The organism is Janthinobacterium tructae (assembly GCF_006517255.1).
GTDB lineage: Bacteria > Pseudomonadota > Gammaproteobacteria > Burkholderiales > Burkholderiaceae_D > Janthinobacterium > Janthinobacterium tructae.
The window spans coordinates 4,528,293-4,548,964 of sequence record NZ_CP041185.1; the positions used below are offsets into that span (position 1 = coordinate 4,528,293).

At 62.8% G+C, this 20,672-nt stretch carries 14 protein-coding genes and 4 tRNA genes; 14 read left to right on the forward strand and 4 right to left on the reverse strand.

Features of this window, described 5'->3' with window-relative positions; translation table 11 throughout:
- Window positions 1-47 precede the first annotated feature (47 nt).
- The 5 genes from FJQ89_RS19880 to kefC all read left to right on the forward strand — a co-directional run bounded on the left by FJQ89_RS19880 (window position 48) and on the right by kefC (window position 8,462).
- Window positions 48-2,768 (forward strand): TonB-dependent receptor plug domain-containing protein, encoded by a 2,721-nt coding sequence (locus FJQ89_RS19880; protein ID WP_141171428.1) that lies wholly within the window; start codon window positions 48-50, stop codon window positions 2,766-2,768.
- A gap of 253 nt (window positions 2,769-3,021) precedes the next feature.
- Window positions 3,022-4,818, forward strand: a complete 1,797-nt coding sequence (locus FJQ89_RS19885; RefSeq protein ID WP_141171429.1) for a M14 family metallopeptidase — start codon at window positions 3,022-3,024, stop codon at window positions 4,816-4,818.
- An 11-nt stretch (window positions 4,819-4,829) separates the two neighbouring features.
- The gene (locus FJQ89_RS19890) at window positions 4,830-5,993 is read left to right on the forward strand and encodes an MGDG synthase family glycosyltransferase (protein WP_141172901.1); all 1,164 of its coding nucleotides are present in this window, start codon (window positions 4,830-4,832) and stop codon (window positions 5,991-5,993) included.
- A 10-nt stretch (window positions 5,994-6,003) separates the two neighbouring features.
- Window positions 6,004-6,576 (forward strand): dual specificity protein phosphatase family protein, encoded by a 573-nt coding sequence (locus FJQ89_RS19895; protein WP_243136145.1) that lies wholly within the window; start codon window positions 6,004-6,006, stop codon window positions 6,574-6,576.
- A gap of 62 nt (window positions 6,577-6,638) precedes the next feature.
- Window positions 6,639-8,462, forward strand: coding sequence for a glutathione-regulated potassium-efflux system protein KefC (gene kefC, locus FJQ89_RS19900; RefSeq protein WP_141171430.1), 1,824 nt, complete (start codon window positions 6,639-6,641; stop codon window positions 8,460-8,462).
- 71 nt (window positions 8,463-8,533) lie between these two features.
- Here kefC and pepF read toward each other — a convergent pair whose 3' ends face one another.
- The 4 genes from pepF to FJQ89_RS19920 all read right to left on the reverse strand — a co-directional run bounded on the left by pepF (window position 8,534) and on the right by FJQ89_RS19920 (window position 12,792).
- Window positions 8,534-10,417, reverse strand: coding sequence for an oligoendopeptidase F (pepF, locus tag FJQ89_RS19905; RefSeq protein WP_141171431.1), 1,884 nt, complete (start codon window positions 10,415-10,417; stop codon window positions 8,534-8,536).
- A 166-nt stretch (window positions 10,418-10,583) separates the two neighbouring features.
- Window positions 10,584-11,546 carry a tRNA 2-thiocytidine(32) synthetase TtcA gene (ttcA, locus tag FJQ89_RS19910; RefSeq protein ID WP_373629876.1) on the reverse strand — a complete coding sequence of 321 codons (963 nt, stop codon included), beginning with the start codon at window positions 11,544-11,546 and terminating at the stop codon, window positions 10,584-10,586.
- Between the two features lie 5 nt (window positions 11,547-11,551).
- The gene (locus FJQ89_RS19915; RefSeq protein WP_099760963.1) at window positions 11,552-11,950 is read right to left on the reverse strand and encodes a dihydroneopterin aldolase; all 399 of its coding nucleotides are present in this window, start codon (window positions 11,948-11,950) and stop codon (window positions 11,552-11,554) included.
- 53 nt (window positions 11,951-12,003) lie between these two features.
- Entirely contained in the window at window positions 12,004-12,792 is a 789-nt protein-coding gene (locus tag FJQ89_RS19920; RefSeq protein WP_141171432.1) for an SDR family oxidoreductase, read from the reverse strand.
- Between the two features lie 74 nt (window positions 12,793-12,866).
- On the opposite strand from FJQ89_RS19920, the gene FJQ89_RS19925 reads away from it, so the two are divergent.
- The 9 genes from FJQ89_RS19925 (at window position 12,867) to FJQ89_RS19965 (ending at window position 20,661) form a co-directional block, all read left to right on the forward strand.
- Complete coding sequence (locus tag FJQ89_RS19925) at window positions 12,867-14,018, forward strand: class I SAM-dependent methyltransferase (RefSeq protein ID WP_141171433.1); 1,152 nt, start codon at window positions 12,867-12,869, stop codon at window positions 14,016-14,018.
- Window positions 14,019-14,166: 148 nt separating this feature from the next.
- Window positions 14,167-15,243, forward strand: coding sequence for a J domain-containing protein (locus tag FJQ89_RS19930; protein WP_141171434.1), 1,077 nt, complete (start codon window positions 14,167-14,169; stop codon window positions 15,241-15,243).
- A 63-nt stretch (window positions 15,244-15,306) separates the two neighbouring features.
- Entirely contained in the window at window positions 15,307-16,902 is a 1,596-nt protein-coding gene (locus FJQ89_RS19935) for a DUF3369 domain-containing protein (RefSeq protein ID WP_099760960.1), read from the forward strand.
- A gap of 122 nt (window positions 16,903-17,024) precedes the next feature.
- Window positions 17,025-18,671 (forward strand): tetratricopeptide repeat-containing response regulator, encoded by a 1,647-nt coding sequence (locus tag FJQ89_RS19940; RefSeq protein WP_141171435.1) that lies wholly within the window; start codon window positions 17,025-17,027, stop codon window positions 18,669-18,671.
- Between the two features lie 233 nt (window positions 18,672-18,904).
- Window positions 18,905-18,989, forward strand: a tRNA-Tyr gene (locus FJQ89_RS19945).
- A gap of 59 nt (window positions 18,990-19,048) precedes the next feature.
- A tRNA-Gly gene (locus tag FJQ89_RS19950) sits at window positions 19,049-19,122 on the forward strand.
- Between the two features lie 43 nt (window positions 19,123-19,165).
- Window positions 19,166-19,240: transfer RNA gene (locus tag FJQ89_RS19955), tRNA-Thr, on the forward strand.
- Window positions 19,241-19,328: 88 nt separating this feature from the next.
- Window positions 19,329-20,519 carry an elongation factor Tu gene (gene tuf, locus FJQ89_RS19960; RefSeq protein WP_070345915.1) on the forward strand — a complete coding sequence of 397 codons (1,191 nt, stop codon included), beginning with the start codon at window positions 19,329-19,331 and terminating at the stop codon, window positions 20,517-20,519.
- A 66-nt stretch (window positions 20,520-20,585) separates the two neighbouring features.
- A tRNA-Trp gene (locus tag FJQ89_RS19965) sits at window positions 20,586-20,661 on the forward strand.
- Window positions 20,662-20,672 lie beyond the last annotated feature (11 nt).

The following is a 20,672-nucleotide window of genomic DNA, read 5'->3' on the forward strand; positions in this document are numbered from 1 at the left end:
GCATTTTGCTATCGTCCCGCTTTTCTCCCACCTTGAGAAGCGCAACGATGTCGAAACAGTTCAAGTTAACCCCGCTCAGCCTTGGCGTACTGGCCATCCTGGGCGGCACCGCATGGCAGGCGCACGCGCAAACGCAAGCGCCCGCAGCGGCTCAGCAGGCAGCGGCCACCCCGCCAGCCGTCGTGGTCACCGGTTCGCGCATTCCCCGCGCCAGCCTGGAAGGCCCGTCTTCCGTCACCATCCTGACCGGCGATGAAATCACCAAGCAGGGCTACAAGAACGTCTTCGACGCGCTGACCAACCAGGTGCAGAACAGCGGCTTTACGCAGGGCGAAGATTACGGCAACACCTTCACGCCATCGGCCAATACCATCAGCCTGCGCGGCCTGGGGCCGAACCACACCTTGATCCTGCTGAACGGCCGCCGCCTGGCCGACTTTCCCATCGCCTATGACGGCGCGGTCAACTTCACCAACCTGGCGAACATCCCGGCTAGCATCGTCGAGCGCATCGAGATTCTGAACGGCGGCGCCTCGGCCATCTATGGCTCGGACGCGATCGCCGGCGTGGTCAACGTGATCCTGAAAAAACAGGCGGAAGGTTTCGATATCAACGTCAAGGTCGGCGGCACCTCGCGCGGCGGCGCCGGCAACCAGCGCGTGCAACTGACGGGCGGCGGCAATTTCGACAAGCTGCATACTCTGTTCAGCGTGGAGCTGAGCCAGCGCGACCCGCTGTGGAGCATGGAGCGCGACTTCATGACCAGCCGTTCCGGCGTGCCGACCACGGTTGCCTCGCGCCGCGTGATGGCGTCAGGCACGTCCGGCCGCTATGTGGACCTGGGCGATACCTGCAGCCAGTTTGGTGACATGTTCGGCGGCAGTGTCAGCAAGTACACGGCGAAGAATGGCAGCTATTGCGCCAGCCCGAAAGCCCGTCCGACCTACTGGACCACGCAGACCAAAAATAGCAGCCAGAACGTGTTTGGCAGCGCCAATTACGAGCTCGATGCCGATACGACCTTGTTTGCCGACTTTCTGATCGGCAAGAACAAGACCGTCAATACGACGCGCGGCCCATCGTGGACCTCGGCCTCGCTGGGCAATGGCTACTTCCTGAACCAGAACAGCGGCGCCTACGAAGAGTGGACCCGCTTCATGTCGCCCGAGGAAATCGGCGGCGTGCAGCGCTACAAGCGCAGCTGGGATGACCTGGCCACCGCCATCTCGCTGGGCGCCAAGGGCCGTATTCCCGGCACCGCCTGGCAGTATGAAGCCAACTACAACGCCTCGATCTACAAGAGCGAAGGCCACACGCCGCGCATATTGTCGAACATCGACAGCTTTTTCCTGGGCCCCAAGCTGGGCACGGATGCCAAGGGCGTGGCCATCTACGCACCGGATGCGGCGCGCCTGTCGCGCCGGCTGACGGCTGCCGAATTCGACAGCATCAGCGGCTACAGCGACAGCCATGACAAGGCCTGGACGAATACGCTAAGCCTGGCCACGAATGGCGATCTGTTCCAGCTGCCTGCCGGCACCGCGAAGATCGCCACGATAGCCGAAGCGAGCAAGCAGGGTTTCAGCAACGAACCCGACGCGCGCATCGACCAGGGCTATTTCAATATCGCCACCGGTTCGGGCACCACGGCCGGCACCCGTTCGCGCTATGCGCTGGGCGCGGAATTGAATTTGCCCTTGCATGAAACGCTGACGGGCACCCTGGCCGGCCGTTATGATCGCTACAGCTTTGCCGGCCGCAAGGAAGGCAAGTTCACCTACAACGGCGGTCTGGAATTGCGTCCCGCGCCCGAGCTGCTGTTCCGCGCCAACTACGCCACCAGCTTCCGCGCGCCGGACATGAATTACATCTACCAGGCGCGCGGCAAGGGCTATTATTCGAGCACCACCGATTACTACCGTTGCGACGCCGCCGGACAGGCCATCGACGGCTGCGAGTATGCCAATAAATCGCCTGGCGCCGATTACGTGCAGAACGGCAGCCGCGACCTGCAGTCGGAAAAGGGCAAGTCCTTCGGCGTGGGCGCCGTCTGGTCGCCGAGTGCCAATTTCGACGTCTCCGTCGACTACTGGAACATCAAGATCGACGACCTGGTGACGAACCTGAGCGCCGACAAGCTGCTGCGTGACGAAGCCGATTGCCGCCTGGGCAAGGCCGATATCAGTTCGCCGACCTGTATCGATACCCTGGGCCGCATCGAGCGCTACGCAGCCAATGCCTTGAACAAGGCGGGCGAGATCAAGACCATCACCGTCAACCCGATCAACGCAGCCAAGCAAAGCAGCAGCGGCATCGACGTCAGCCTGAAGTATGTGCTGCGCACGACGGACTATGGCCGCTTCGCCTTCAAGACCAACTACGCGCGGGTGCTGAGCAAGAAATCGCAGCAATTCGCCGGTGACGCAGAGACCGACGAAACCAAATCGCTGACCAACATGGATTGGCCCGACAAGCTGAACCTGAGCGTCAACTGGGCTGCGGGCGACTGGTCGAATACCTTGCTGGTCAGCCGCTACGGCAAGGTGCCGAATGCCGCCGGCACGGGCTACCTGACGCCGACGGCGCTGGCCAACATCAGCACCGTGTACCGTATCAGCGACCGCGCCACCGTTTCGCTGATCGTCAACAACGTGTTCGACAAGATCAAGCGCGATACCAGCAATGGCTGGCCGTACTACCCGATCGGCAACTACAGCCCGCAAGGCCGCCAGGGATGGGTAGAATTCAACTACCACTTTGGCTCATGATGTCACGCTATAAACCTACTGCGCAGCCCGCTTTCGGGCATCCGTTGCTCGCTGTACCTTCCGTACAGCTGCGCTACTCAACCCGATATCGGGCTTGCTCGCTACGGTTTCTAGCGCAACATCAGCCGCGGGTAGGCATCTGAAACACGCCGGGACAGCAATCGCTGTCCCGGCTTTTTTGTTTTTAGGCGCGGTTTTCCGATGACCGCCACTCTATAATTGCCCGCTTGTCCCTCTTGATGGAGCTAGCCCGATGCTACGCCATGCCCTGCTGTCCGCTGCCGTGTTTTCCCTGTTTGCCGTCAACGCGCATGCCGCGCGCGATATGCGGCTGTTTTCCCTGAAAACGGCGGCCGAGTACTCAGGTTTCAAGAGTACGGGCCGCTACGAGGAAGTGGAAGCCTTGTGCCGGCGCTTCGAGGAGCACCACCCGAAACAGGTGCGCTGCTTTGAATTTGGCCGCACGCCGGAAAACCGCCCCATGCTGGCGCTGGCCGTTTCCAACTCGGGCGCGCTGACGCCGGACGTGGCCAGGCTGCGCAAGATACCCGTGCTGCTGGTACAGGGCGGCATCCATGCGGGGGAAATCGACGGCAAGGACGCGGGTTTCCTGGCCCTGCGCGAAGTTTTGGAAGGCAAGGCAGCGCCTGGCGCGCTGGACAAGCAGGTGCTGCTGTTCGTGCCCGTGTTCAATGTCGACGGCCATGAGCGCTTCGGTAACTGGAACCGCCCGAATCAGCGCGGTCCCGTGGAAATGGGCTGGCGCAGCACGGCGCAAAACTACAATCTGAACCGTGAATACATGAAGGCCGATACGCCCGAGATGCAGCACATGCTGGCGCTGGTGAACGCCTGGGATCCGCTGGCGTATGTCGACTTGCACGTGACGGACGGCGCGCAGTTTGAACCCGATATCTCGATTCAGGTCGAACCCGTGCATGCGGGCGATGCGGCCTTGCGCGCGGCGGGAACGGCGCTGCGCGACGGCGTGCTGGCCGACCTGGCAAAGCAGGGTTCCGATCCGAAGCCGTTCTACATGTCGTTTGCCGAGGAAGACAATCCGCAGTCGGGTTTTGTCGATTCGACGCCGAACCCGCGCTTTTCGCACGGCTATTTCCTGTTGCGTAACCGTTTCGGCGTGCTGGTGGAAACCCACTCGTGGAAGGACTACGCGACCCGCGTGCGCATCACGCGCAACACCATCGTCTCGCTGCTATCGCAAGTGGCCCAGCATGGAGCGCAGTGGCGGCAAACGGCGCTCGAGGCGGACGCGCGCGCCGCGCAGATGGCCGGCAGCACCTTGCCGCTCACGTATAAAACCACTGAGAAAAGCCGCATGATCGCATTTCGCGGCTATGCCTATACGCGCACGCCGTCCGAAGTGTCAGGCGCGCTGATGACGCGCTATGACGAAAAGACGCCGCAAATCTGGAACGTGCCGCTGCGCGACGAGATCGTGCCTGACCTGCAGGTGGCCGCGCCGAAGGCTGGCTATCTGGTGCCATGCGCGCAGGCGAAGATGGTGGGCGCCAAGTTGCGCCAGCACGGCATCGCCTACAATGAAATGACCGGCTTCCTCTCCCGGCAGAATGTGGAAATCTTCCGCGCCACGCAAGTGAAGTTCGGCGCGCAGTCGTTCGAGGGACGCCAGACGGCGGCGGTACAGGGCGAATGGCAGAAGGCAGTGCGCCTGGTCGACAGCTGCGTGCTGTACGTGCCCGTCAACCAGCCGAAGGCGCGCCTGGTGGTGGCGCTGCTCGAGCCGCGCGCGCCGGACTCGCTACTGGCCTGGGGCAGCTTCAATACGGCGTTCGAGCGCAAGGAATACATGGAGGACTACGTGGCCGAGGATGTGGCGCGCGCGCAACTGGCGGCCGACCCGGCGCTGGCGGCGCAGTTCCGGCAGAAGCTGGCCGACGAACCGGAGTTTGCCAAGAATCCGCATGCGCGCCTGGAGTTTTTCGCCCGCCGCCACGCCTCGTGGGATGAGCGCTTGAACTTGTATCCGGTCATGCGCGTCGACGTGGCGCCCGTCAGTTTCATGGATTGACAAGGCCCATGATGAGCAAAAAGCAGAAAAGAATTCTCCTGTTGAGCGTCTCGGCCGGCGCCGGCCATCTGCGCGCGGCGCAAGCCATCGAGGCGTATGCCACGCAGGATGACGGCGAGGGTAGTGCCGCCATCGCCAGCCACCTCGATGTGATGGATTTCGTCACACCTGCGTTCCGCAAGCTGTACACGGATTTTTACATCAAGCTGGTCAACAAGGCGCCCGCGCTGTGGGGCTATCTGTATCACGCCACCTATGATGCGCCGCGCGACAGCTCGATGCAGCGTTTGCGCCGTGGCATCGAGCGCCTCAACACGCGTGCCCTGATGGCGCAGATCGCCGCCTTCCAGCCCGACGCCATCATCTGCACGCATTTCCTGCCGGCCGAACTGCTGTCGCGCGCGCTGCGCCAGGAACAGCTGGCCTGCCCCGTGTGGGTGCAGGTCACCGACTTCGACTTGCACCGCATGTGGGTGCACGAACGGATGCACGGTTATTTTGCTGCCACCGACGAGGTGGCGTTCCGCATGCGCCACGAAGGCATTCCCGCCGACCGCATCCACGTGACGGGCATCCCCATCATGCCCGCGTTTGCGCAGGTGCCCGAGCGCGTGCAGTGCGCGCAGGCGTTCGGGCTCGATCCACGGCGCACGACGATTCTGCTGATGGGCGGCGGGGCGGGCCTGGGCAGCCTCGATACCGTCGCCGCGCGCCTGCTGGCGCTGGACGGCGACTTCCAGCTGATCGTGCTGGCGGGGAAAAACGCCGCCGCGCTGACGGCGCTGCAGGCACTGGCCGGTCAGTATCCGGGCCGCCTGCTGGCGCAGGGCTTTACCGGCGAAGTGGAGCGCCTGATGGCGTGCGCCGACCTGGTGATCACCAAGCCGGGCGGGCTGACCACCTCGGAATGCCTGGCGCTGGGCTTGCCCATGATCGTCAATGCGCCGATTCCCGGCCAGGAAGAGCGCAACGCCGATTACCTGCTGGAGCAGGGCGTGGCATTGAAAGCGTTTGACGCCGTGACGCTGGAATACCGCGTGCGCCTGTTGCTCGACCATCCGCAGCAGTTGCAAGCCATGCGCGCGAAAGCCCTGGCGCTGGGCCGCCCGCGCGCCGCCCTGGACGTACTGGCGCAGGTGCTGGACGATGGCCGCGCTGGCGCCGTTCTTCGATAACAAGGAAGCCATGATGTTGCATGCAGTACTTTTGACCCTCGCCCTGGGGCTGGCCGCCGCGCCGGCCGGGGCACAACCATCGCCGCCACGCCATCCGGACTGGGCGACGCCGCTGCCGCAGGTGTCGAACCTGCACCAGGTCACGCCCGTCCTGTACCGCAGCGCCAGGCTCGATAGTGCCGACGTGGCCCAGTTGCAGGCGCTGGGCGTGAAGACGGTGATCAGCCTGCGCGCCTTCCACTCCGATACGCAGGTGCTGGAGGGCAGCGGCATTCGCGCTGTGCGCATTCCCATCAATACCTGGGCCATCGGCGACCGGCAGGTGATAGCGACCATGCGTGCCATCCGCGCCGCCGGGCAGGATGGGCCAGTATTGCTGCACTGCCTGCACGGCGCCGACCGCACGGGCATGATGGCCGCCATGTACCGCATGCTGTACCAGGGCTGGCCGCGCGAGAAGGCGATCGATGAGCTGAAAAATGGCGCTTACGGCTACCACGCCGTGTGGAAAAACATCGAACGCTATCTGTCGCGCGTGAATCTCGATGAACTGCGCGCGCGCATCGACGCTCCGCAGCCCTGACCCCCGCCGGCGCGCCACTTCAGGCATGATTGCGATTCCAATCACGTTTTTCCGGAATTCGCATGGAACACCACAGCTTTCTCATCAACATACTGTTTTACCTGGTGGCGGCCATCATCATGGTGCCGCTGGCCAAGCGCCTGGGCATGGGCGCCGTGCTGGGCTACCTGGTGGCCGGCGTTGTCATCGGTCCCTGGGGCCTGGGCCTGATCAAGAATGTCGAGGTGATCCTCAGCTTTTCCGAATTCGGCGTGGTGCTGCTGCTGTTTTTGATCGGCCTGGAGCTCGAACCGAAGCGTTTGTGGCTGTTGCGCCGTCCCATTTTCGGCTGGGGCGGGGCACAGGTGGGCGTCGTCAGCGCGGGGCTGTGCGCCGTGGCCATGGCCTTTGGCGTGGACTGGCGCACGGCGCTGGTGGGCGCGCTGGGGCTGTCGCTGTCGTCGACGGCCATCGTGCTGGCCACCCTGGGCGAACGAAAATTGATGAGTACGCCGGCCGGTTCCGCCGGCTTTTCCATTTTGCTGTTCCAGGATATCGCCGCCATTCCCATGATCGCGCTGGTGCCGCTGCTCGGTGGCCTGGTCACGCATAGCGGTGAGCCGGGCTGGCTGCGCGTGGCCAAGCTGGCCGCCGTGCTGGCGGCGCTGGTGATCGGCGGGCGCTTCCTCGTCAACCCCATCCTGCGCTTCATCGCCAAGACGGACTTGCGCGAAATCTTCACGGCCTTCGCCCTGCTGCTGGTGATCGCCATCTGCGTGCTGATGGAATCGGTGGGCCTGTCGATGGCGCTGGGCACCTTCATGGCGGGCGTGCTGCTGGCCGATTCCGAATACCGCCATGAGCTCATTTCCGACCTGGAGCCGTTCAAGGGCCTGTTATTGGGTCTGTTTTTCATCGCCGTGGGCATGTCCGTCGATTTCGGCGTGCTGCGCGCGCAGCCCTTGCTGATCCTGGTCCTGGTGGCCGGGCTGCTGGCGGTGAAGATCGCCTTGCTGTACGTGCTGTCGAAGTTTGTCGACATTCCCCGCGGCCAACAGCTGTTCTTTGCGCTGCTGCTGTCGCAGGGCGGCGAATTTGCCTTCGTCGTGTTTGCCGCCGCCGAGGCCGCGCACGTGTTTGCGCCGCAGACGGCCGCGCTGCTGGTCGTGGTGGTGACCCTGTCGATGGTGGCCACGCCCTTGCTGCTGCTGGCGCACGACAAGTTCGTCGCGCCGCGCCTGCAAGGCGACAAGAAGCGTCGCCCGGACGACCATATCGAGGCGCAGGACAATCCCATCGTCATCGCCGGCTTTGGCCGCTTCGGCCAGATTATCGGGCGCCTGCTGGCGGCGAACAAGATCGGCGTGACGGTGCTCGACCACGATCCGGACCAGATCGAGTTGCTGCGCAAGTTCGGCTTTAAAGTGTTTTATGGCGACGCCACACGCGTGGATTTATTGGTGGCGGCCGGCATCGAGAAGGCGAAGGCGCTGGTGATCGCCATCGACAATGTGGACGACAGCCTGGCCCTGGTCGACGCCGTGCGCCTGCGCCTGCCACAGCTGACGATTCTGGCGCGCGCGCGCAACGTCACGCATTACTATGAATTGATGAAGCGCGGCGTGACCCTGATCGAGCGCGAGACCTTCGCCGCCGCGCTGCTGCTGGGCGAGCAGACCTTGCAGCAGGTGGGCTACAGCGCGGAACGGGCGCAGCGCGCGGCCGGCATCTTCCGTGCGCATAACCTCAAGACCCTGCTGGAAGTGGCGCCGCACTTCCAGGACCAGCAAAAAGTCATGTCCCTCACGCGCCAGGCGCGCGAAGAGCTGGAAGACATGTTCGAGAGCGATGCGGCGGCATTTGCGGCCGCGGAAGCGGCAGAACCGGGGTCAGACCTTCGGGTCTGACCCCAGCTTTTGTTTGGGGTTGCGTCGGCTTACGCGCCGTGCGCTAAGCCGACCTACGCCTCGTCCCGGCTTTACTTTCCCCGCTTCGCTTCAATCGCCTCGATCTGGTCCATGATGCCGTTCATGCGCGCCACCAGCGCCTGGTACGGTTTCGGCGAGGCCAGGTCGACGCCGGCCGCCTTCACCAGCTCATACGGGTAGGCCGAGCCGCCCGCGCCGAGCATCTTCAGGTAGGCGGCCAGCGCACCCGGTTCCTTGTCGAGGATGCGCTGCGCGAAATCCTGCGCCGCCGCGATCGAGGTGGCGTACTGGAACACGTAGAAGCCGTGATAAAAATGCGGCACATACGCCCATTCCAGCGCGTAGGCGGGATCGATGGTCATGACGCCCTGCGCTTCGCCGTGGTAGCGCTTGAGGATGCCGGCATAGATGGCCGTGATCTCTTCGCCCGTCAGCGATTCTCCTTTATCCACCTTGCCGTGGATGGCCGCCTCGAATTCGGCGAACATGGCCTGGCGGAAGAAGGTGCCGCGCAGGTTTTCCAGCGCCGCGCCCAGGTACAGCAGGCGCTCGTCGTCGTCCCTGGCCTGTTTCAGGCGCGCGTCGAGCAGCAGCGCTTCGTTCGTCGTGGAGGCGATTTCCGCCACAAAGATGCTGTACGGCGCATAGATCGATGGCTGCGCCTTGTTGGCCAGCACCGAGTGCATGGCGTGGCCCCATTCGTGCGTCAGGGTGCTGACGGCTTCGTAATTGTCCGTGTAATTGAGCAGCACGAACGGATGCACGTCGTACGCGTCGCCATTCATGTAGGCGCCCGCCACCTTGCGCGGACGCGGGTACACATCCATCCAGCGCGCGTCCACGGCGGCCGTGAGCGCCTTGACGTAGTCGGGTCCCAGCGGCGCGACGGAAGCGAGCATCATCTGCTTGCCTTCGGCCAGCGGGAAGCTGCGCTCGCTTTTCAGCAACGGCGCATAGATGTCGTAATACGCCAGGTCTTTCACGCCCAGCATGCGCGCGCGCAGTTTGAAGTAGCGGTGCAGGGTGGGCAGGTTGGCATTGGTTTGCGCGATCAGGGTCTGGTAGACGGCCGGCGGCAAATGGTCGGCGTCCAGCGCGGCGCTCTGCGAATCGGTGTAATGGCGTACTTTCGCGTACGCGGCATCTGTTTTCAGCTGGCCGTACAGGGTTTCGCCGAACGTGCGTTCATACTCTTTCCACTTGCCGAAAAAGGCGTCGAACACCAGCTTGCGGTCGGCGCGCTGGTCGTCGCCCCGGTATTTGGTATACGCCGCCTGATCGAGCCGTACTTGCGTGCCATTCGATAATGTGACGGTCGGCCACGGGATTTCCGCATTGGCCAAGGTGCGGTAGACGCTGGCGGCCGAGCTTGTCGCCAGGCCGAACTGCGCCACCAGTTGTTCGCCGGCCGCGTCGAGCGTGTGCGGCGCGCTGCGCAGCATGTTACTCAATTGAAAACGGTACAGCTGCAAACCCTGGTCCTTGGCCAGCATGGCATCGATGCGCTTGGCGCCCAGGGCGAGGATTTCCGGCTGCAGAAAGGTCGTCGCCTGGGTGAAGTCGTTGCCCAGCAGGGCGGCGCGCTGGTTCAGCTGGTTACCCTTGCTGTCGCCCGTATCCTGGTCGTAGTACTGCGCCGCATAGGTGGTGAGCGTGTTGACGCGCTTGCGCGCCTCGGCGACCAGGTCCAGGCAGCTTTTCAGGCGGGCCGGCGAGGCTGCCAGTTGCCCCTTGCAGGCGCCCAGTTGCTGCAACTGGGACGACAGCTTTTTCGCGTCGGCGTCGAATGCGGCGTCGCTGGCGTACAGCGCCGTCAGGTCCCAGCGGTCGGCCTGGCGGTCGGTGGGCGCGGGGTCAGGCGCAGCGAAGGCGCTGGAGAGGCCAAGGGCCAGCAGGGAGAACAGCAGGGGGCGCTTGAGCGCGGATGGCGTCATGGTTCATTCCAGTGAGGTTGTCGGAAGAATGCGTGCTGACCGCCGGGCAGGAATGCGCGCGTGACACATCGCGTACCGGCAGAGCTGACTACGGTACATCAAATGGACGCAGGGGGAAAGAGGAGGGATGCCGCCACCTGGACGGTGGCGGCGAAAACAACAGGACTTACAGCGCTTGCAGCGGGATCGTGCCGAACGTGGTCGGCGTCGAGCACGGCTCTTCGTCAAACGCGATGTCGCCCATCGGGTTGGCCAGGCCATCGGCCTTCAAGTCCTTGAAGCCGAACAGTTTCGGGTCCATCAAATGCGACGGCGCCACGTTCGACAGCGCCGAGAAGATGCTTTCCACGCGGCCGGGGAATTTCTTGTCCCATTCGCGCATCAGGCCCTTGATCTGCTTGCGCTGCAGGTTTTCCTGCGAACCGCACAGGTCGCATGGGATGATGGGGAAGCCCTTGACTTCCGCATAGCGCTGCGTGTCTTCTTCCTTCACGTACGCCATCGGGCGGATGACGATGTGCTTGCCGTCGTCCGATTGCAGCTTGGCCGGCATGCCCTTCAGTTTTCCACCGAAGAACATATTCAGGAAGAACGTTTCCAGGATGTCATCGCGATGGTGGCCCAGGGCGATCTTGTTGGCGCCCAGCTCGTCGGCCACGCGGTACAGGATGCCGCGGCGCAGGCGCGAGCACAGCGAGCAGGTGGTCTTGCCTTCCGGGATCAGGCGCTTGACGATGCTGTAGGTATCCTGGTTTTCGATGTGGAAGGCCACGCCCAGTTCCGTCAGGTAGGCGGGCAGGATTTCCGGTGGGAAGTTCGGCTGCTTCTGGTCGAGGTTGACGGCGACAATATCAAAATGAATCGGCGCGCGTTCGCGCAAGGTCATCAGGATGTCCAGCAGCGCGTAGCTATCCTTGCCGCCGGACAGGCACACCATCACCTTGTCGCCGTCTTCGATCATATTGAAGTCGCCGATGGCTTGCCCCACCAGGCGGCACAAGCGCTTGTGCAGCTTGTTGTTTTCCAGGGCGATCTTTTCCGCCTTCTTGCGCGCCAGTTTCTGCGCTTCCACATTGGCCGGGAATTCCACGGCCGTGGTCGTCGTTTCCATCACTGCGGCATTGCTCATGTTGTTCATGCTTCATCCTTGATCTTGAATACTTCCACGCCCACGCCTTCGCAGTCGGGATACACGTCCGGCTTCATGCTCGACACGCGCGCGGCGCGCACGCGCGGGTGCGCCAGCATGGCGGCGAGCACGTCGTCGACCAGGCTTTCCTGCAGTTGCACGTGGCCTTGCGCCATGCGCTTGGCGATGGTTTCGCGCATGAAGTCGTAGTCGACCACTTCTTCCAGCTGGTCATCCTTGGGTGTCGACAGGGCCAGGGGAATATACAGGTCGACGTTGATGAGGACGCGCTGCTCGCCCTTTTTCTCGAAGTCGTAGACGCCGATGTTGATGAGGATTTCGTAATTACGCAGGAACAGGCGGCGGCAATCGGCCAGGCGAGGGTGGTACAGGGCGGACGACATAGTTTTACCTTTTAGGGGATGCTGGAATGCTGGTTGTTTGGCAGGACTGCTGATTATTTGGTCAAAAACATGACGTCGCGCGGCAAGCCGATCAAATGCTGGCCGCCATCGACCAGCAGGGTCGTGCCCGTCAGCGCGCGCGCACCGGCCACGTAACAGACGCAGTCGGCCACATCCTCGGGCGTGCTGGAGCGTCCCAGCGGCGTGTTTTCATGCGCCTTGGCAAAGTTCGCTTCCGTCTGCTCGCCGGAGACCATGGTGATGCCGGGGGCAATGCCCACCACGCGCACTTTCGGCGCCAGCGCCTGGGCCAGCATGGTGGTCGCCGACAGCAGCGCCGCCTTGGACAGGGTGTACGACAAAAAATCAGGATTGAGATTGTACAGTTTTTGATCGAGCAAGTTGATGACTACGGCTTGCTCGCCTGCCGGGGTGGCCTGGTACAGCGCCTGCGCCAGCAGGATGGGGGCGGCCAGGTTGGCGTGCATGTGGGCGTCGAGCGCCATGACGGAAAAATCGCCCGCATTGTCGTATTCAAACAACGATGCGTTGTTGACCACGCAAGTAACTGGCCCCAGCGCCGCCTGCGCCTGCGGCAATAGCTGGCGCACGGCGTCTTCCTGCGCCAGGTCGCAGGGGAACGCTTGCGCGCGGCGGCCCAGCGCGACGATTTCCGCCACCAGGCTGAGTGCTTCCTCGTGCGAGTGGCGGTAGTGGACGGCGATATCCCAGCCGTCGCGCGCCAGGCCCAGCGCGATGGCGCGGCCGATGCGGCGCGCCGCGCCCGTGACGAGGGCGACGCGGGGAGTGCTGTCGAATGGCGTTGTTGTTGCTTCTGTCATGTCTTTGCTATGGTTGAGATATTCGGTGGATGCCACACTGGCGGCATGCGCCGTCGATTCGCTACAATGCGGGTATGTCTCTTCCCGCACCCGATAGCGACGCGCTGGCCGCGTCCCATGCCTTGCAGCACCAGATTGCCGCCGAAATCGCGCGCAATGACGGCGCCATTCCCTTTGCCCGCTTCATGGAGCTGGCGCTGTACGCGCCTGACCTCGGCTATTACAGCGGCGGCGCCGCCAAGCTGGGCAAAGATGGCGATTTTACAACCGCGCCGGAGATCTCGCCCTTGTTCGGCGCCACCCTGGCTCATGTGGCAGCCGCTATTATGGCGCAAACGGCCCCGTGCATCCTCGAATTCGGCGCCGGCACAGGCAAGCTGGCTTTCGATATCCTGACGGAAGCGGCCAGCGCCGGCATCCTTATAGAACAGTATGCGATCGTCGAGTTATCCGGCGAATTGCGCGCGCGCCAGGAACTGGCGCTGGCCGCCTTCCCGCAAGTGGTGTGGTTCGACGGCTTTCCCGACGCTTTTGAAGGCGCCGTGTTCGGCAATGAGGTGCTGGACGCCATGCCCGTCAACCTGATCAGCAAGACCCCCGCCGGCTGGTGCGAGCTCGATGTCAGCATCGCCGATGGCCAGTTCGTGTTTGTCGAGCGCCCGGCCGGTGCCGACGTGGCCGCGCAGATCGCCGCCCAGGTGCCAGGCGCCGATGCCTTGCCGGTCGGCTATGTCAGCGAAATCCACGGCGTCGCCTGCGGCTTCATGCGCTCGCTGGCGCGCATGCTGAGCAATGGCAAGGGCGGCGCGGCCGTGCTGTTCGATTATGGCTTCCCTGCGCACGAGTATTACCTGGACTTGCGCGCCACGGGCACCCTGATGTGCCATTACCGCCACCACGCCCATGCGGAACCGTTTTATCTGCCCGGCTTGCAAGACATCACGGCCCACGTCGACTTCACGGCCATGGCGGTGGCGGCGCAGGACGCCGGCCTCGATGTGCTCGCGTACATGAACCAGGCGTCCTTCCTGCTGGGCGCTGGCATCGGCGACTTGCTGCTACGTACCGATCCTGAACAGGTCAAAACGTACTTGCCGCAGGCCAGCGCCGTGCAAAAGCTGGTCTCGCCGGCCGAGATGGGGGAATTGTTCAAGGTGCTGGCGGTGGGGCACTGTGTGGAGTTGCCGGAAGCGCTGTTGTCCGCTGACCGCAGTCATCGCCTGTAAGCGCTGCAATATCAAGGCAGGGCAGTGTCGCCCTGCAATTTCCTGTCCGCTGGTGGTTATTAACTTGTCATATCGTATATGATGACCGACACAGCACGGTTCCATCCTGCAAGAACCCGTCGCCGCGCACCGATTTCAAGATAGAACGATGGGAAAGATACATACACACTATGACAACCTGAAGGTGGCGCGCCTGGCGCCGCAGGAAGTCATACGTGCCGCGTACAAAGCCCTCAGCCAGAAATACCACCCGGACAAGAATCCCGGCGATGAAAAGGCCGCCCGCATCATGGCGATCCTCAACAGCGCCTATGGCACCTTGTCCGATCCGCAACGCCGCAGGGAACACGACGAGTGGATCGCTGCCGAGGAGTGGGAAATCGAATGGCTGGAAAGCACCCATCACGAAGAAGGCAAGGGCCGCGATGGCCGCGCGAAAAGCCATGCCCAGTCGCATGAGCACGCCTGGGCGCAGGATGTGCCGCCATCCAGGGGCAAGCCGCGACGCGGCCTGCAGCCCGTCTGGCGCAACTGGCGCTGGTGGCTGAGTCTGCTTGTCTGCCTGTTGCTGGGCTGGTTGGGGGCCTTGCTGATGCTCGATACCTCCCAGCCCGTGCCGGCCGCGCTGGCAACGGCCTGGAGCGGGCTGGCCCGCGATGGCGCCCAGCCCCATGCGCCAGCGGCCAGCGCCGCGCCGCCGTCATCGAAAGGCGAGGCCGTGGCAGTCGACAGCTGGGCGGTGGGCAAGCCGTATGCACCGGAACCCCGGGAAGCGAAGACGCCCGAGATCCGCGTGCTGGCCGTTTCCCAGCTGAGCTTGAAAGCCATCCAGCCTGCCTGCGATGGCGCAGGCAAGACCGAGCCGGCATCGCTGGTGGCGCCGAATGGCGAGCCCTGGCCGACGCATTCCGGCTATGTCGATGGGTTCCTGATCGGTAACAAGGGCGAAGAGCTGGCCATCAGCATCGACAACAGCCACAATGCCGCGCCCATGTTCGTCAAACTGTATGACACGGAGCGGCGCTCGAATGTGCGCTATCTGTACATCCTCGCGAACGACAAACTGCTGGTGGAACAGCTCAGCGCTGGCAAGTATGAAGTGCGCTACCAGGCAGTCGGGCCGGGCCAGGACAATTGTGGCGGCAGCACGCGGGGCGGTGCATCGGCGCCGGCGCCCGCCGTTGGCGAAGAGAGCGCGAAGAATCCTGTTGTAAGCAGCATCTAATCTGATTATGCTTGATATGCGTCAACGCAGCGTCCACATCGACCTTATCCATTAGGAGTATTCATGACCGACCTCACAGCCGATGCAGATGATAACTGGCTGCTCGACGAAGATGAGCCGGTGGCCAGTCCTGCCGGGCTGGCCGCGCCTGACCAGCGCCTGTGGCGTGTCCTGATCGTCGATGATGATGTCGATGTGCATGCGGTCACGCGGCTGGCGCTGCGCAATGTCAGTTTCAAGGGCCGCGAACTGGAATTGTTCTCCGCCTACAGCGGCCGCGAAGCGTATGACATCTTGCGCGACACGCCCGATATCGCGCTGGTGCTGCTCGACGTGGTGATGGAAACGGACGATGCCGGCCTGATCCTCGCCAAGCGCATCCGCGCCGACCTGAACAACGCCATCGTGCGCGTCGTGCTGCGCACGGGCCAGCCGGGCCAGGCGCCCGAGCAGCGCGTCATCATCGAATACGACATCAACGATTACAAGGCCAAGACGGAACTGACGACGCAGAAGCTGTTTACCACCGTCATTTCGGCGTTGCGTGCCTACGAGAGCCTGATGATGCTCGAGCGCAGCCGCATCGGCCTGGGCAAGATCCTCGCCGGCGCCACCAATCTGTACCAGATCCATTCGCTGCGCGAATTCGCTTCCGGCGTGCTCAACCAGGTCAGCGCCATCCTCGACGTGGGTGCCGACGGCGTGCTGTGCCTGATGCAGGGCGGTGCCGGGCGGCCTGAGGTGGTCGCCGCCACGGGCACTTATGCCATGCTGGCCGAGTCGGAAGCCATGCCGGCCGAGCATGCGCTCACCGCCACCATCGCCAAGGCGTTTGCGGAAAAGCGCAGCCAGTTCGAGCATCCGGCCAATGTCCTGTTCATCCATACGGAAGGCAACCGCGAGCTGGCCATCTCCGTCACGCCGCCGTGGCCGCTGGCGCAGATCCAGCGCGACTTGCTGGAAGTATTTTGCCAGCGCATCGCCGCCGCCTTCGACAACCTGTACATGTTCGGCCAGCTGCGCAAGGCGCAGGAAGCGACCGTGGTGGCACTGGCCGACCTGGCCGAGTTCCGCGACAGCGACACGGGCGGTCATGTGCGGCGCGTGCAGCTGCTGTCCGAGGCGATCGCCCGGCGCATGCAGCAGCGCGCCGTGTACCCGGATGAGCTGACGCCGCAGCTGCTCGACATGATCGGCCTGGCCAGCATCTTGCACGACGTGGGCAAGGTAGCCACGCCGGACGCCGTGCTGCTCAAGCCGGGCAAGCATACGGACGAGGAACGCACACAGATGCAGCTGCATGCCAGCGTCGGGCGCACCATCCTCGAGCGTGCCGCCAACATGGTCGACGGCGTCAGCTACCTCACGTATGGCGCGCAGATCGCCGGCGGCCACCACGAACACTTCGATGGCGCCGGCTACCCGAATGGCCTTGTGGGACGCGATATTCCCGTGGCCGCGCGCATCGTTGCCGTGGTCGATGTCTTCGATGCTTTGCTGCACGAGCGGCCCTACAAGGAGCCATGGCCGTATCCGCAGGTGCGTGAATACATCGAACAGCGCAGCGGCAGCCAGTTCGATCCGGAAGTGGTGACGGCGTTGCTGGACCTGATCGACCACGAGCCGCAACTGTGGCATCCGGAGCGCGCCACCACCTGAGTTGGCGTTTTTCGGCGGCACACCATTCCCTTGCGCGCGGCGCCGTCATATACTCGGCTGCCTCATGCTGGCTGGCGCCACGCACCAGTGTGGCGCGCCGCGGAGTTTTCGGACATTACGACATGAAAGAACTCAAGGGCCTCAGCGCACTGATCATCGAGCCGCATCCGGGCATGCGCGCCAGCCTGCACAATATGCTCAACCTGTGCGGCCTGGCGAAGATCGATGACGCGGCCAGCTCGGGCCAGGCGATCCGCATGCTGGGCAGCAAATCGTACGATTTGATCCTGTGCGAATACGACCTCGACGGCGGGCAGGATGGCCAGCAGATGCTGGAAGACTTGCGCCATCACAAATTGATGCATGCGTCGACCATGTTCTTCATGGTCACGGGCGAAGGCAGCTTTGCCAAGGTGGTCAGCGCCGTCGAGCTGCTGCCCACCGATTACATCCTCAAACCTTTCACCGCTGAGAACATGCTCGAGCGCATCGGCCGCGCGCTGGACAAGCGCAATGCCTTCGTGCCCGTGTATGCACTGATCGACGTGGGCAATGAGCGTGCGGCGATTGCCGCCTGCGCCGAGGGCGCCAGCCTGTATCCCCGCTACGCCACCGATTTCCTGCGCCTGCGCGCGGAATTGCATTTGCTGCTGGGCGAGGCGGCCGATGCCGAGCCGATCTACGCAGCCCTGTACCAAGCCAAGTCCATTGGCTGGGCGCGCCTGGGGCAGGCCAAGACGCAATTCCTGCTGGGCGAGTATGCAGCGGCGCAGGGCACGCTGGAAGGGTTGTTGGAAAACAATAAGCGTTTTCTTGACGCGTATGACTGGCTGGCGCGCACGCACCTGGCACAAGGCAAGCCGGAACTGGCGCAGGCGACCCTGAGCGAGGCGGTGGCTCTGTCGCCGCATGCCGTGCGCCGCTTGCGCCGGCTGGGCGAGGCGGCCCTGGCGGCCGACGACATCGAGATGGCGGAAAAAGCCCTGAAGCTGGTGGTCAGCAAGGCCAAGTATTCGGAGTTCCGTGACCCGGAAGACCATGTGCGCCTGGTGCAGACCCTGGTGCGCAAGGGCGACCCGCTACAGGTGGGCGCCGTGATCCGCGACCTCGACAAGTCGATGGGCGGACAAAAGAATGCGGAGCTGTGCAGCGCCCTGTGCAGCGCCATGCTGCATGCGCATACGGGCAACGAGGAACGCCTGCAGCAATCGCTGGACGCCGCCCTGGCCGCCAACCGGCATAGCGTGGGCGGCTCGAATACGCTGAAAACGGAACTGGCGCGCCACTGCCTGGCGCACGGGCGCGAAGACGGCGCCGCCGAGGTGATGCGTGAAGTCATGCGCAATGCGCCCGACAGCGCGGCCATGACGCGCGCCATGGCCGTGTTCGAGCTGGCGGGGCGCGAGGAGTTGGCCAAGGCGCTGGCGCGGCAAAGCCGCCAGGAAGTGGCCGATATGGTGGCAGCGGGCGCCGCCAGGGCGGGAGACGGCGATTTCCGCGGCGCCGTCGATCTGATGGGCGAAGCCGTCACGCGCCTGCCCGATAATCCGCAAGTGGTCTTCAATGCGGCCGTGGCGGTACTGAAATGCCTGGAACACGAAGGCTGGGATGAGCGCATGGGGCAGCAGGCGCTGACGTTTATTGCCGGTGTGCGCCGCCTGGACCCACGCAACCCCAAATTGCCCGTGCTATCGGGCTTGCATCAGCAGTTGTTGCGTAAATATAAGCCCCTTGGCAACTCCTGGATGCATCCGCCTGACGCCCGGTGACAGGGAGAAATACGGGGCGAATGACGGAAAAATGCGGCTTGCAGCCGGGGGTGATAAAAAAATGCGAAAAAAAGTCGACTTTTTCGCGCCAACCCTTGCACATTCTCAAATCGGGAGCTTATAATCACGCCCCGAAGCAGCCAACTTCTTCTTTATACGCAAATGCAGCAGTCAGGCATCAGTAAATAAGGTTGACAGTTGTGAGTAGATGCTTCATACTCTGCGGTTCCCGCGGAGGGGTGGCCGAGTGGTTAAAGGCGACAGACTGTAAATCTGTTCTCTATGAGTACGCTGGTTCGAATCCAGCCCCCTCCACCAAGTTTTTGCAAGGAAAACTGGGTAGTAGCAAGTAAGTGAAGATAAGTGAACGATACCTCGCGGGTGTAGCTCAATGGTAGAGCAGAAGCCTTCCAAGCTTACGACGAGGGTTCGATTCCCTTCACCCGCTCCAGTTTCCGTTCAGATGCTTGATGCATCGCATGCAACAAATTACAGCCCTTGTAGCTCAGTGGTAGAGCACTCCCTTGGTAAGGGAGAGGCCACGTGTTCGATCCACGTCAAGGGCACCAGAATTCGCAGCAGGCAGCACAGAAGCAATTCAAACCAGACCGTCGGGCGTGTGCCTGAGCAATCTAATCAAATCATTAGGAGTTCAAAATGGCAAAAGGTAAATTCGAACGGACCAAGCCGCACGTCAACGTCGGCACCATCGGCCACGTCGACCACGGTAAAACCACGCTGACCGCTGCAATCGCAACGGTTCTGTCGAAGAAATTCGGCGGCGAAGCTAAAGCATACGACCAGATCGATGCAGCACCGGAAGAAAAAGCGCGCGGTATCACGATTAACACCGCCCACGTCGAGTACGAAACGGCATCGCGTCACTACGCGCACGTTGACTGCCCAGGCCACGCCGATTACATCAAAAACATGATTACCGGTGCCGCGCAGATGGACGGCGCGATCCTGGTATGCTCCGCAGCTGACGGCCCAATGCCACAGACCCGCGAACACATCCTGCTGGCCCGCCAAGTTGGCGTTCCATACATCATCGTGTTCCTGAACAAGTGCGACCTGGTCGACGACGCAGAGCTGCTGGAACTGGTTGAAATGGAAGTGCGCGAGCTGTTGTCGAAGTATGAGTTCCCTGGCGACGACGTGCCTATCATCAAAGGTTCGGCACGTATGGCGCTGGAAGGCAAAGAAGGCGAAATGGGCGTAGATGCAGTGTTGCGTCTGGCCGATGCCCTCGATTCCTACATCCCAACGCCAGAGCGCGCTGTTGACGGTGCTTTCCTGATGCCAGTGGAAGACGTGTTCTCGATCTCGGGTCGCGGTACCGTGGTCACCGGTCGTATCGAGCGCGGCATTGTCAAAGTCGGCGAAGAGATCGAAATCGTTGGTATTATCGATACCGTCAAAACGACTTGCACCGGCGTGGAAATGTTCCGCAAACTGCTGGATCAAGGTCAAGCAGGCGACAACGTTGGTCTGCTGCTGCGCGGCACCAAGCGTGAAGACGTGCAACGTGGTCAAGTTCTGGCCAAGCCAGGCTCGATCAAGCCGCATGCGCACTTCACCGGCGAGATCTATGTTCTGTCGAAAGACGAAGGCGGCCGTCATACGCCATTCTTCAACAACTATCGTCCACAGTTCTACTTCCGCACGACGGACGTGACTGGTTCGATCGAGTTGCCAGCAGACAAAGAAATGGTTATGCCAGGCGATAACGTGTCGATCACCGTCAAGCTGATCAACCCGATCGCGATGGAAGAAGGCCTGCGCTTCGCTATCCGTGAAGGCGGTCGTACCGTCGGCGCCGGCGTGGTTGCAAAAATCCTCGCATAAGGAAATGTTATGCTTCCACCTGGGGCGTCCTGGGTGGTAGAATAGCACTCCTCGAAAGTTTTACGTAGGGACGTAGCTCAATTGGCAGAGCGTCGGTCTCCAAAACCGAAGGTTGGGGGTTCGATGCCCTCCGTCCCTGCCACCGTCAAGGTG